We start from the raw sequence: 14,401 nt of genomic DNA, 5'->3' as shown, positions 1-14,401 counted from the left end.
CGAGCGCGAAAGACCGAGCCGCAGAAATTACCTGGTGGAACCGCCGGATGACGAAATTAAACCAGGTGAACGGAATCACGAATGCCCAGTCGTTCGTCGAGAACGACCTGATCGAACAGAAGGGTCCATACGTCGAGTTCGTCGATGCTCCAGAGTTCCACGATCAGCCGGCGTCGGAGTTTCTTAACGGCCTCGGCTACCGTGACGAGATAATCGATGCTGTCAACGAGGAACTCTTCGGTGGCAAAGAGGGGTCACTGTATCAGCATCAGGCCGAAATGATCGAGCAGATCGAGACGACGGACCGCGACAACGTCCTCGCCGTACCGACGGCTACCGGGAAAACGGAAGCCTTCTTCTTCCCTATTCTAAATCACTGTCTCTCGACCCAGGAGGATGGGCTGAAGTCGATCATTCTCTATCCGATGAAGACCCTGGGCGTGGATCAGTTAAATCGATTCATCGCCTATCTCGACCAAATCAATCGCTATCGAAACTCCGACGAACGGATCACAATCGGTATCTGGGACGGCGACACGCCTACCCGCGTCGGTACACGAGACCACGAAGTCGAACCGGGATCCTATATCCGTGGGCTTGAGGATCCACGGAACCCGGATGACAAACTCCGAGTGCTGGGCGAAACGAACGTGGGGACGGACGATAACCAGTACCCCTGGATACGGGTTACCCGCGATAGCATCCGGCGCGGTGTTGATATTCTGCTGACCGTCCCGGAGGCACTCGACTATATGTTCATCAGTGACAACGATGAAACCCGGGATGTACTCGGAAATACGCCCGGTGAACATCCCGTTGAGCACATCGTCTTCGACGAGGCCCACGTTTGGAGCGGGATCCAAGGTGCGGCAGTTTCCCTTCTCTCCCGGCGTCTAAAGCACTTCTACGACGACCGGGATCCCCAGATATCGATGGTCTCTGCCACGGTGGATAACCCGCGAGAGCTGGCGAGTTCGTTGACTGGGACGGACGAAGACGAAATTAACACAATTGGGTTCACTGGAAGAGACTTTCCAACTCTTGGCGAACCTGATTTCGGACGGTTTTCTCCCTGTGACATCGCCGATCTTGTTCACGTACTGGCACTCGCAGTCGGGGACATTGATGATCCGACGAGCCATCTTAGAGAATACGACCTCGAAGATGCGCTCTCAACGGCGCGTGAAGTCGGCCTTGTAGCAGACGAGAAAATTGAAATCGAGGCCAATATCGGAGAGTGGGCAACTGACGCTATCGAAACGAGACTCCTATCACTGGCTAGAACGGAGTTTGATGACGTCGAGTCAGTACTCAACTCCGTCAAGGGACGGAACGAACTCGTCGAGGCCGTTATCAACGAGAGCGGAACCAACAGTGGCTGGTACGAATATGTACTGACAAACGTCCCTGAAGTCGCTACGTTTGCTACGTGGTTCGAGACGGACACTACTGGTGTCGTTGGCTTCAAATCCTACGACCAATTACTAACTCGCGCTCGGGACCAAGGCGTCGAAGACCCTGAAGGGGTCATTGAGACGGTTATGGCATTCGGGCGTCTCGCGGGCGTCGTGACCGAGAAATATCACGTCTTCCTAAAACCTCCTTACAAGGTGTACTGGTGCCGAGAATGCGAGAAAGTGTTCCGCGACAGCCGTTGCCCCGAATGTAACCGCCGTCTCCCTGAAGTGCGGTTTTGCCGTCGTTGTCATGAACCATATGTTGAGATTGATCCTGGAAACGGTGACGAGGAGTTCGCGCCCATTAGTGTAGGATCCCCTGTTGATTCTTGTCCTGGCTGCGAAAAATGGGTGAATCTCACAGATGCGGGAGTTCCGACATCATCTCTGCTCTCATATATGCTAACGGAGGTCTGCCGGCACACCCCATCAGAAAAGACTCTCGTGTTCTCCGACTCACATAGCTCGGCTGAGAGCGTCGGTGATCGGATAATTGATACGGAGTACGGATTGATGGCTGAAACGCTGTATTTGCAGGAGTTAATCGAAGCCGGTGGGAAGAAGGACAATTACGAGCTCTTCAATACTGTCTCAACTCGGCTTCGAGAGGAATACTGGGAACCCCTCATTCAGAACGAGATCGATGAGGACGGAACGGCGTATAACTTCCTCCGCTCGTTGCTCGACGACATCGAGTCCCACGCGATGTTGCACAACTGCGAGAGCTTGTTGGATGGGGCTCTGGTCACAGCCGATGTCGTCGCTGACCTCGACGATCCGGAGGAGTTAGTTCTCGCACACGAGATATACAAGCTATTTACACTCGGCCAAGGAGCCAGCTTCACCTACAAGAAGGTGTCAATCGATGGCCTGACACGAGAGAAGCTAATCGACAGGCTGGAATCTCGGACCCGATTCACTGAGGACTGGATCGACGAACGGTTGAATCGTCTACTAAGCAGCTTCTTGGAAGAAGGTATCATAACCGAGCAGCCACTTGATGAAGTGAAAACCGCGGTCAGAAACGCGAACCTCGATGACGGTTCGCGCAAACAGGTACAGGAGTACATTGAAAACGCGCGTGAGCAAATCGAATCAGCGGGTATTATGTCTGAACCGCCAGAAAGCGGCGTGTTCACCCGCATCCCGCGTATAGACAGTTCTACGCTGGAACTTGTCGAGACGGCAGCGTTCTGTGCTGACTGCTATAGTGCGTATCCAGCCACGAGTGATGGGAGAGGCGTCGAGATATGTCACAACTGCGGTGCGAGCCTGGAAACCTATAGACGGTTCACCCGGGGTTCCGACGGCGAACTAACTGCCGATCCCGGCTACGCACAGGTTGAGTCTGGCTGGGAGTACGCTATTGACCACTGGGCCCACGACGTGACACGCCCGCTTACGAACGGGGGCGAACCGGAGTTCATCACTGTCGGGATTCATAAAAGTAACATCCCCCACACCCTCCGCGGCGCTATCGAGGAAGGGTTCCGCAAAGACGATCCGGATGTCAACATCGTGAGTGCGACGCCCACGATGGAGCTGGGAGTCGATATTGGTACACTCGATACGGTTGCACAGGTCGGAGTTCCGCCGACTTTGACGAACTACGTGCAGCGAAGTGGGAGGACGGGACGATCCCGAGGTAGCTCTTCACTCGTTATGACCGTTATCCGGGGGAATCATCCCGTTGATGGCCACTACTACGCAAATATCGATAGCTTCCTCAACGATTTCGAACCCGTACGGGTACCTGATCCGGAGGACTTCGACGAACTACTTGCCGGGCATGTCGTGACTGAGGTCTTTGCCTATTTAGCCAGAAATCCGCACGAGTCCGGTGTCTTCGAGCGGATGTACGCACTCTCGGAGCCGAAACACGAGAATATGGGGAGTTTCGTTAGTGCTGTCGAAAAGAACCTCGACATTCTTCAGAGATTCATCCGTGATGAGATGTGGGATACGCTGAACCCCTATATTCGAGATGTCTTCGGACAACGAGGCGTCGAAATTCTCGATGAGGTCTTTAATTCCGATGGCCCGCTCTCGATGGATCGTCGGACGGAACAAACGTTCTCGCGGCTTACCGCTGCGTCGGGATCGTCAGATACGAACAAGAATATCACGGAACAGAACGGACGGCTTGATCGCTGGCTGGATCGATTGGGCTATCTAGCGAACTACCGGAACTTCGGTCAAGACTTCCCCGTCAAATTCACTGGCCGACGTGAGAGTATCGAGTTCGAGGCATCTGGGAGGTTATACGATCTGTTCCCGGGTGAGGAGAACGATCACGGTGCAGTGACCACACTCCATGGAACGAAATATCTCGTCAACGACGTTCGCGGATCTTCGACGCCCCTCACCGAGATCTCGGTATGCAACAACGAGGAATGTGACCGCCCCTTCCAGAGTTATCCACCGGGCGAGACTGAATGCCCCCACTGCGGAACCGAACTTGAGGAAACGAAGGTTCACGGGATCAGTAGTGTAGAGTGCAAAACGGCGATGGGCGGGCAGCGAGGCTATAGCACCCGTGCTCTTATGTCAACATACGTCTCGGAGACCGACGCTTCTCAGAAGACTGAGGACGTCGAACTATTCAGACTGCCAGCAGAAGTTAACTATGGTCAGCAGGAGGTCACGGACTTCGTATATGCCTTCGAGCGCCGCCACACGAACAGTCCTGACAAAACTATCCTTCGCTCTGAGGCTCTAATCGAACGCGAATCGAGTTCTTCTACGGAGGACCAGAGCTGGGAGGAGATGCTGGAAGACGTAGAAGAGGAAGTCTATCGACCCGTCGGTCAGCAGTATCACACTCAGGGTGTAACGGTCCAATTTGAGCGGGACGCATTCGAAGAGCGCTACGAACGGACGACCCACGAAACGAAATCTTGGCCACAGGCGCTCGTCAGTCTTCAACAAGCATTGGAAAAAGCGATTGCAATAGTCGCCGAGTGTGACCGCTCGGACTTCCGGGTCAAGGCGATGCGCACGGCGGACACGGTTGACGTCCATATCGTGGATAGCCGCCAAGGAGGAAACGGGGTCACGTGGCAGGTTCTACAGAGCCTGTCTGATTTGGAAGCCAGGGTCGTTGAGGTCGCCGATTGTGACCGTTGCGTGGATTACTGCGATGAGTGTCTCCTACTGGCTCGCACTCCTGCGTACTACCTCGAAAAAGATCTCTTGGATCGCCGGATGCTCGCAGCGACCGTCGGGAAAGACGAATCAGAGGTGGAGAGCATATGAAACCGGAAGCGCTCTTGGACAAATTGACTCGTAATCAGGTCGCGTTCGCTCACGAACCCGTCAGCAACTCTCGCTGGTGGATGCTCCGAACTCTCCCTGCATTACAGTATCTCGGGATTGACCACTTCACATTCCCCACATCGTGGCGTCAGCTCGCACAGGGAGGGTCACAGTACGACTACCTCGATTACGAATACCACGTCACCGGTAACATGGAATTGCCGGATGGCGCAGACCTCTGTGTCATCACAAACGAACACTACGAAACTGAGACATCGTATTCCATCGAACATTTAGTCAATAGGTTCACCTCAAGAGAGGGCACACTCGTAGTGATCGCAGATTCTCCACAATTCACGCCCATCGGCGGACAGCGTCCACTGTACCAGGAGCAGTTTACGGAACGAATTGGTAACGTCGAATCGTTCTACGAGGCATTCAAACAACAGTATCGGAGGTATGATTGGGACATGCCTCTGATAGATACTAAGAACGTGTTCATTCAGGACAACGCAAATCTCTACGAGCTTGTGGCAGGAGACCCTCTTAGCCGCGCAGAACAGTTATTTGACGTCCTTCCCGATGCTCCTTACTTGCCTCTATATAGTGTTTTCAGCGACATCTTTGCACGGCCGGATGAATACGGAAGCGTACCACTAAATACGGAAGACGAGGTTCCTGGATTGGGACGATGGCTTCGGCGGCGTATCGAGTGGGATCGGCAGACGAGTACCTCAATCGCTCGTGAGTTGAACCGGGCCGTCTCACGGGACGGTAGTGTGTTCGACCCATCCTATGCCCGGAGGAGCCCTGAGATGCAGAAGGCGAGAGATAGCACGAGCAAACTTGACCCCCAAGACAATCCTATCGACGCCAGATACCAGGAGTTTCTCACGACGGAGGCACTATGACAGAAGGATACATTCTCAACACGGTTCAGACCCCAGGTCCACTACGGACGTCTATGACTCAATAGACCGGGGTAATACGACTGAAGAAGAGATCGCTGACGACACTGATCTTCCAGAGGACCTGCGCAGCCAGGGAGTTCGGGGGCTTCAGGAGTTGGGTATGATTGGGAGGCGGGAACCCGACTATTATACCGCTGGATTTGCCTGGGAAACAGGTAATCGAGATCTTGACTTCCGAATGACTGCACTCCACAACTTGGCGATAGAAGCGACACCAGGTGAGTGGGGGAAGCAATCGGTCGTTCTGCTCAACTACCAGTACCTCTTACAGGAGGACATTCAACACCTCCATGCAAGTGACCAAGTTCTGTATGAGGCTATAGACAAATGGGAACACGAACAGCGCGAATACCGACCTCGGTCCCAACAAGGCCCCATCACACTCAACGAGCCCAAATTCGTCAACTGGACCCGACTAGCTGATTTCCTCGGATTAATCGAGAAAGCCACCGGCCGCGAATACGTCGTATATCCCGACCCAGAGATGATCTTAGAATCCCTTCGAATCGCCACTGGTGATGAGAGACGGATCGCCATCCAAGAGTACATAGACTGGCTTCAGGAGAACCTTCTACTGATCGATCTTACTGGTGAGCGGGATGTCCCCGCACCCTTCGCCCGTACACTCTACAACTTGATCCGGGAGGAGAAAATCAAGCTGGTCGAATATGGTGATGCTGGCGTAGTACGGTTAGATCGCTCCCCACGTCGGTCCGGCATGGAGAAAGACGCGAACTCAATCGAGGTGATAGTATGAGTTCTTCTGAAGAGATACCGGGAGGGCCGCTGTGGTGTCCACATTTCCAAAAGATCGATGAACGAACCCTGAGACAACTCTTCAGTAAGGTCGCAGCAGTACGATCCGAAAACCGAGAACTCTTCGATTTCACTCACCGTAGAATCGAAGTCTTCCGTGGGACGAGCACAGAAGACACTGAAAAGTGGGGTGAAGAGAGGGTCTATCAACTCTTTTCCGAGGACGAACTCGGAAACTTCGTTGTTGTCATCGAAGGTGAAGTAGGGACAGGTAAATCCGAACTGTGTGCGTATCTCTCCCACCAATTGAACGACGACGGTCGTCCCATCCTCCACATCGACAAAGACGACGATCTCATGTCTATTCTCTCGGAACGTATTCCGGAGTTCTATCAGGAGCACTTTGAGGAACCTCTCCCAGGAGCGTCTGAATTCAAACAGCTCAGGGACGATATCACGAACAACCCCCAGACTGTCGCTAACAACGCTACTTCAGGTGCACTACTGAACCTGGGTAGACAGGGATACGAGACTACCCATACAAGAGAAGACGAGGAAGCCATTCGGGATTTCATCCAGGAAAAGCTACAGCTCCTCGTTGAACGCGGGGAGTACGCTCGTGAAATCAAATTCATCACTGAGGGCGAGTACAAACAACAAGAGGAACTCCGCGTCTTCCCCGATCACGTCTCTGCTGATGAGGCGGTCGAATCCTTTAATAAGGAGTTGTGGCGCGAGATCCGCGACAGGTACGACACCGCGTCGTTAGACGACGTGCTCGAATACGTCGCAGTCAGTTCGAGGACACCCGGCCAGTCATCGTTTTCGAGGACTTCGCAATAGCCTCGATGGAGGCCGAGCGGCTCCGTAACTACATGGAGCGAGATAAACCGGATGACAACTGGGATTTCATCGTCGCGGGAACGCGAGACTCCACGGAAGTGCTCCATACGCGGACGGCCGAGGATCGATTCGAATTCTTCCAAACGAACAAGCGCCACTCGAAGAACGTTCTATTCCTCGACGAGCCGTCTGCTGTTGACTTCGCCCGTCCATATCTCGGCTACATCAAAGCCCACGACGATAGCGTTCGATACGATAGAGAGAATGGCGACTTCGAACTGCTGCCCGCACCGGACGGATCTCTCTGTGCAGAGTGTGGCTTCTGCGACGAAGCGTTCCGTGACCTGTTCCCGTTTAACCAGGCCTTCCTTCGCCGAATCTACACGGGCTTAGACGAAAGTCAGCAGTCACCGCGAGAGTATATAATGGAGATCTTTGAAGTTCTGGAAGAGTGGTATGAAGGTCATGCCAAAGCACCCTCAAGCGCAAGCTCCCTCCGACGGCTTCGGAATACCGTATCCGCGGCAGACGAAGTGTACGAAGAGGCCGAAGAGTTTGCGGACTTAGCGAAATGGTACGGTAGCGTTGAAGATAATCAAATCACGGTTGATCGGCGCTTTGCGGAAGCGTTCCACCTTCTAGAAGACGGGGCCCCTGCCGTTGTCGATGTAACCGATGACGGTATCATCATTCCCAGTGCGGGGGTTTCCCCCTCTGAGCCGGAAATACAGAGCGAACAGACGGAAGAAGACGAGGAGTCGTCTAGTACCGACCAAACAACGACACCGGAGAAGAGTCGTGTCGAGAAGCTAATCGAGAAACACAACGGCTTAGTGGATTCTTGGCTTGAAAATCCAGAAGAGTACGCTAAGACAAACCGCTTCATCCGGCAGGGGCTCAGGGATGCTATCGAACATCTCACGGACGGGTTCAAACTTTACGAAGGAACCAAACTCGAATATCGGCTTAGCAGTCAGAAGGATCCGTTCGTCTACGTTGAGAGTGATGACTCACCGGAAATAGATCAGATTCTGCTTGACAGACGTGATTTCAGAAGATCTGACCTCCGGAAGATACTCAAATACGGAATCCGCCGGGTAGAGGAACCGCGGAGTGCTGACGTTGATTCGCTTCTCACAGAGTGCGGGACTCAGTTGATGTACTACGCCCTACAGTGGCGTCAAATGCTGATCGAAGAATATCTTAACGGGGAGAAGGTGTTCTACAAAGGGAGTGCAGATTATGACTTCACGGATTTCGTCTTAGCTACATACGTTCATCTGGTGATGCTTGACTCTCCGTGGCGCAACATCGATGCGACCGCGATTAATGAACGCTTCAGTGAGGACAACGCTTTCTCGGTTGATCCACATCTTGAAGAACAGATTACTGAGATCCTCTCGCAGGAAGAGTACGACCACATCAAGACAGCGATGGACTCTGCCGATCACATCGAAGCTATGGTGGGGAAGCTATTGGGCGTCTCCGGGGGGAGCTTGGACGTCCCGAAGATCAGGACACGGCTGAACCGGAATCCACCGTACGAGGTTCTCAACATGCTCGGTCGGCAATACATCGCAGAGATAGATAGCCGCGTTCGATTTGGACAGGATGCTTATGTCCGGTCGATTGCGGACACGATGTACGATGTACGCCAAGCTCTCGAAGAAGTAGCGGACCACGGCTACGACCGTGAACTGATAGAGAAGATTAACTCGGAATTCTCCACGCTCGATATGGACCGAGTTTCCGAACTTGTGTCTAATCTCAGAACCTATGATAACGTGAATCCTGATCTCCAACAGGAACTGGCGAAGTTCATTGACTACTCTCAAGCAGATGTCGATATGGCTGTTGAGGCGGCTGATACTGCCGATAACCTCCGTATGGGAAACACCCGAGACCAGATTCAGGCAGCACTGATTTCACTGAAGCTGGCAGCTACACCAGTCGTGAAGCGGTTCCGATCTGTCCCAATCGATGGTGCGAGCAGTAACGGTGAAAACAGGGGAGGTCTCGGTGAGCGGTTCAAGGAGGTGAGCGATCACTATGTCAGCTAATTCCAGTACGTTTCAGGATCAGCTTGAAACGATTTACGAACAGCACCGGCGGCAAGGTCTAGAATCAGAACTAGACGAGCTCGCAGAAACGATGGAGGAAACGATTCTCGAACGAGTTCTTGCTGAAGCCTTCTTCCAGACTAAAGTTGAGATAGACTCTGAGGCGAAACACGCGGTCGAAGAGGCTAGATCTCTGTTAGAGCAGGACGATTACGATGCTCTCGCAAAACGACTTCCCGAAACCCGCGAAGCTGTCGAAGCTCAACGGAGGGAGGTCAACAACTTCGTTCACCAAGCGAGAATCGACGTCCACAACACTGTCCGAGGCATGATTCGGTTGAACCAGCGGGTTGAGCGGGTAGACCCAGACAAGTTAGATGCGCTCGATACCCTCCTCGATAACTGGAACTGGGAGGCACAGATTGAAGGGGATCAAATCGACCAGCGGAAAGAGGAGGCCAGAGAGTACGGTCACTTTATGCGTCAATCACTAGAGGAGGCAAAGGACGCTCTGTTTGGCCCATACCGGGATACCCCGCTCAATGACCTCGTTGACAGGTTACTGGACGACGAACGGCTAACATTGGCAGCGCTCTCGGAAGAGGAACTCAATCGCCTCTATGAGTCCGATCTCGCAGACTATCTCGAAGTGACTCTCTCGTAATCGCCTCTCGTGGAAAGATTGATTGCGGCATCGTGACCATCTCCAACAACTCGACTACATGAAGTACTTTGATCGGAACTCGAATGCCTCACGAATCCCTGATGATATCCAACCGCTGATTCGCGGGTTTCTCTCAAATACCCAGATATTTGATGCTGACCAAGCCAATCCCCCCTATATCACGGATGCTGTTAAGTACACACAGAGGCCACAGGATCGACGAGCCACGAGTAAATACACTGGTGACGACCAGTTCGTTGCTGATATCATCGACCTCTTCGATTTCAAGCCACTCGACTTTCAGGTCGAAAGCTGGCAGTTGATCCGCGACCTTGATGCGGATCGACGGTCATCCAACAACTCACGTGGTGCGATCTTCTCGGCACCCACTGGCTTCGGAAAGACAGAAGCGTTCCTCGGCCCACTCTATCAGCTGTTAGCAGAAGATCAACAGGACTTGGCAATCGTCGTCTATCCGAGTCGGGCTCTCCTACAGGACCAACTTGGACGGATTCTAGAACACCTGTACAACCTTAGAACAGAGCACGACACCAGCCTTTCTGTTGGGGTATGGACCAGCAACACTCCGTATACGTCATCAGAGGTTGAAAGGAAAGACGCATTTTTCGCTAATCAGCATGGTACGCGTCGATTCAAGCTCGCCGATTGCTGGTGTGGAGACGACGAAACTCACTCATTCACCTACCAAGGAGGAAGTTCGACTTACCGACTTGTTTGCGAGAACAATGATGCACACTCCTTCTCTGACCGGGAGATCGTGCTTAATCGGACTGATATCAAAAATCAGCCTGGGCCGGACATTCTTCTGACGACGTTAGAATCTCTGGAGCTATTCTCACTCAAACCGAACTACAACATCATTGACCGGGCCGATACGATTGTATTCGACGAAGTACACCTGTACACCGGGCTCAGAGGAGCACATACTGCAAATATAGCACAAAATATCGAGGCGATAACGGACCATTCGCTGCTCTGGCTAGGCTCAAGCGCGACGGTCGATGATCCACAGCGATTTGCTACTGATCTCTTTCCCGTTCCAAGTGGACGAGTTGAATCAGTCGCGCCGCCCGACTCAGATTTCCGAACGGACCACGAGGACAAGGAGCACTACTACTTCCTCAAAACGTCGGAGGAAGGTCCTGGGGTCTCATCGATGGCCATCCAGCAATTGATGTTGCTTGGACATAGCCTCTTGAACAGCGAGACCGGTGAGCGCGGGAAAATCCTCTCATTCATCGACAGTATAAGCCAAGTGAACCAAAAGAGGGCGCAACTGGAGGACGCTGATCGAGCAAACGAACTCTGGCGGTATCACAGAACTGGAACCGATTTCTCTAACTGGGATCGGGTAGCTAAGGAGATGGACTGCGAGTTCATCGAATCTTCACTCCGCTTCGAATCTGTCTACTCAGACGCTGGGTTCGACGCTGCTGCTACAGCCGAGAGCGACCTCCTGCTCTCGACGAGCTTCCTTGAGGTCGGGATCGACGTCGGTGAGATTACTATCGTCACGCAGTATCGGACGCCATGGGATCTGTCGTCATTCATTCAGCGTGCGGGACGAGCAGCGAGGAAGGAAGACACCGACTCACACATTGTCGTATTTCTCTCGGATCTCACTCAGGACGCGAATATGTTCTATCGTGCCGACCGTTTCCTCGGGTCTGAGATTCGAACGCCATTGAAGACCGATAATCACGTGATTGCCTGGATCCACGACCAGTTCGAGAAGTTCTACGAAACATCAACAGCTGTCTCGAAAGAGTGGTTCTCTGGGTCGATTGACCGGAAGGAAGAGTTCCTCGAACGGTTCCTCTGTTCAGAACTGGGCTACACACAGTACTACGAGTTCATCACGGAACCTGCAGCTGTATTGCGCCGAGAGTTCGGAATTGACGTGGGTGAGAGTCAGCTCCCTGCATTACATGGAGAGGAGCCGGTTGAGACTGTAGATCAGGTTCTGTCCGAGCTCCGGGAGGACGTGACACAGCCCGAGATCGCGGATCTCATCGAGGATCATGTTGGGCAGTCCATGCAAAGAGAAGACTTGGCCCGGTCTCTAGTCTCAGAGATTAGAACTGATTTCTTGGAATTCTGTAGCCAGCGACAAGCGCTAATCGACGAGATCGAAGATTCCGATGTCAGTACCGAAGAGAAGGTCAAATCACAGCTCGATGCCTTGGAATCAACTTTAGAAGAGCTTCGAACCTCCGTCACAAACCTCGCTGAAACTCCGCCTACTGAACAGATCGAAGCATTAGACGATCTGATCCCTGATCTCTACGGGATAACGAGTGACGTCGAGAGACTCCGGCGTGTCGTTGACCGAGAATACGAGTCTGTTAACCTTCCAGAACTACCGACATCCGTTGATCAGGTGGTTGACCGCGTTGATACAGCCAGCCGCGCCATTAAAAGCGAGGAGCTCGATAAGACGGCAACGAAGCGTAAACAGATCTACTATCTCCGACAGGCGCTGACTCAGCTCGACGAATACAACTCTATTGAACAGAACGATAAGAGCCTGTACTACGTCAAGCATCTCCTTCGAGGGGCGTATTATTATGACCGGTTCCTGAAAGTTGACGACCGTTCGCTTGAAGGCACTGTCTGGTACGTTCCCCCGAACTACTTCCAAGATGCTGGAAAGTACTTCACGGTGTTCTATGGGGAGGACGATGAGAATGGCGACGAACAGTCTATAGACAAACTCGTTCAGACCTATGCTCCGTACCGTAGCGAGTATCAACAAGAGGCAGGTCATTTGCAAGCCTACCTACCCGAAACCATTGCTGATGATGACGGGGTCAGATTCTCCTTTGAGGACGTCCCCGGTGACCGGCGCGACGGCATGATTACTCCGGACTCTATCACTCTTGACGATATAGAAGATCTCAGCGGCGGTCGCGCTCTGAATATCGTCAGGTACTGTCCCGAGTGTTTCCAGATTCTTAAAGAGGATCGGTGCTTACGTCATAACGATAGGGCGTTCGGAAAAATCCATTCTAACCCGGAAGTAGAGACTAGACTTGAAGGGCGTCAAGAGGAAGCGACACGGGGGAGAGCAACCCTCGCTGACATTACCGGGAAAGTGACTCTCACGGGAGTATCTCTCGAAATCACACCGGCACGACCTGTTGGTGAAGAAAATGAGTTCATATTCACCGGCGAGGATCGGATTTCTCAGGAGATCACGGCCGGGGATCGGTCCTTGGGTTTCTCGCTCGATACCCGAGGGTTGATTTTCGACCTAGGCGACTACGCGTCGGATATTGACGAAGAGACTAAGAAACGGGTACGTCGCTACAAGTCGCTGAATGAGTTATCTCTCAACGAGGTGGCTCGGCATACAGCGGCGCACTGTTTCACCCAGTTGGTCGCCGATATTGGCGGAGTCAATCCAAGTATGCTCTTCTACGGGATTGATCACGAAGCCGACGAGGTATATGTGTTTGAGCGGTCACAGGGTGGCCAAGGCATCGTTGATCTGGTTTACGAAGACCTCCAGACCGATCCGGGTACGGCACTAAATGCGCTGACCCATATCTGCTATAATCCCCAGGTCATCAACGAGAGGCTTTGGGCATCGGAGGACTTCGTGGAACAAATACCGGAAGACCCAGACGAACACACCGTTCGAGAAGTTGTCCGCGATATGGATGAAACTCCCATCTTCCCCGATATCGTCGATCTGATCGTGGATGAAGTACTTTCCTCGATTGATCGAGCTAGGCAGCTTTCGAGTGAGGAAGGCATCTCAACCGAAACGGCATACCGAATCAAACAGACCGTCTCAAAAGAGCAGGTAGCGGGCAACAATGAATTCCCTGCTGATGCGGTCAGAAAAATGCCACACGACATTGGAGACCTTGATCGGGTGAAATCCCTGTTTTTCTCTCCGGATATCGACGGTTGTGTCGAGAACCTACACTTAGCGGAGTGCATATCGGCACACGACCAGTCGGAAAGCTTGAGCTACGTCTTGCTTGAACGTCTCCGAGAGATGCTGATCGAAAGAGTTCCCTCCGAAGATTCCGCGTCGCAAATGATCGAGCGAGAGATGCTTCCAGGAGGTGAGATCGATGGTACGAGCGTTTTCTTTACCCTCTAGTGGACTCTCGTACTTTATTGGGTACTCTCTCGTTCACGCCCAACGTGTGGCGATCTGTTCGCCCTGGCTTAGCGATGTGGAACTGCGCTTTCCACTCACCGATAAATTGTCAAGCCGACGACTTTCCCTGTCCGCGGCGATTAGAGAGCTGAGCACGGATGTCGATTTCTACGTTCGTACTGGCGAACAACACAACGACTACATGCGCTCCCTCGTCTCCCGTATGGGAAATACCTCGATGACTACCGTAGATGATCTAC

General features: G+C 52.8%; 7 protein-coding genes. All 7 read left to right on the top strand.

From position 1 onward, the window contains the following. Positions 1-65 precede the first annotated feature (65 nt). Positions 66-4,712: a DEAD/DEAH box helicase gene (locus GJ633_RS00315; RefSeq protein ID WP_321168838.1), complete on the top strand. Its 4,647-nt coding sequence runs from the start codon at positions 66-68 to the stop codon at positions 4,710-4,712. After that, complete coding sequence (locus tag GJ633_RS00310) at positions 4,709-5,623, top strand: hypothetical protein (RefSeq protein ID WP_156586210.1); 915 nt, start codon at positions 4,709-4,711, stop codon at positions 5,621-5,623. The genes GJ633_RS00315 and GJ633_RS00310 overlap by 4 nt, the downstream gene beginning before the upstream one ends. Next, positions 5,559-6,440 carry a hypothetical protein gene (locus GJ633_RS00305; protein ID WP_231741167.1) on the top strand — a complete coding sequence of 294 codons (882 nt, stop codon included), beginning with the start codon at positions 5,559-5,561 and terminating at the stop codon, positions 6,438-6,440. Before GJ633_RS00310 ends, GJ633_RS00305 begins: the two co-directional genes overlap by 65 nt. Beyond that, complete coding sequence (locus GJ633_RS17470) at positions 6,437-7,282, top strand: ATP-binding protein (RefSeq protein WP_231741163.1); 846 nt, start codon at positions 6,437-6,439, stop codon at positions 7,280-7,282. The genes GJ633_RS00305 and GJ633_RS17470 overlap by 4 nt, the downstream gene beginning before the upstream one ends. A gap of 5 nt (positions 7,283-7,287) precedes the next feature. After that, positions 7,288-9,342 (top strand): hypothetical protein, encoded by a 2,055-nt coding sequence (locus tag GJ633_RS00300; RefSeq protein ID WP_231741162.1) that lies wholly within the window; start codon positions 7,288-7,290, stop codon positions 9,340-9,342. A 91-nt stretch (positions 9,343-9,433) separates the two neighbouring features. Then, on the top strand, positions 9,434-10,006 hold the full coding sequence (locus tag GJ633_RS00295; protein WP_156586208.1) for a hypothetical protein: 573 nt from the start codon (positions 9,434-9,436) through the stop codon (positions 10,004-10,006). A 58-nt stretch (positions 10,007-10,064) separates the two neighbouring features. Further along, positions 10,065-14,141 (top strand): DEAD/DEAH box helicase, encoded by a 4,077-nt coding sequence (locus tag GJ633_RS00290; protein WP_156586206.1) that lies wholly within the window; start codon positions 10,065-10,067, stop codon positions 14,139-14,141. Positions 14,142-14,401: the final 260 nt, after the last annotated feature.

It is taken from the genome of Halorubrum sp. CBA1125, assembly GCF_009742825.1.
GTDB lineage: Archaea > Halobacteriota > Halobacteria > Halobacteriales > Haloferacaceae > Halorubrum.
This window is presented reverse-complemented; position numbering and strand designations above follow the sequence as displayed.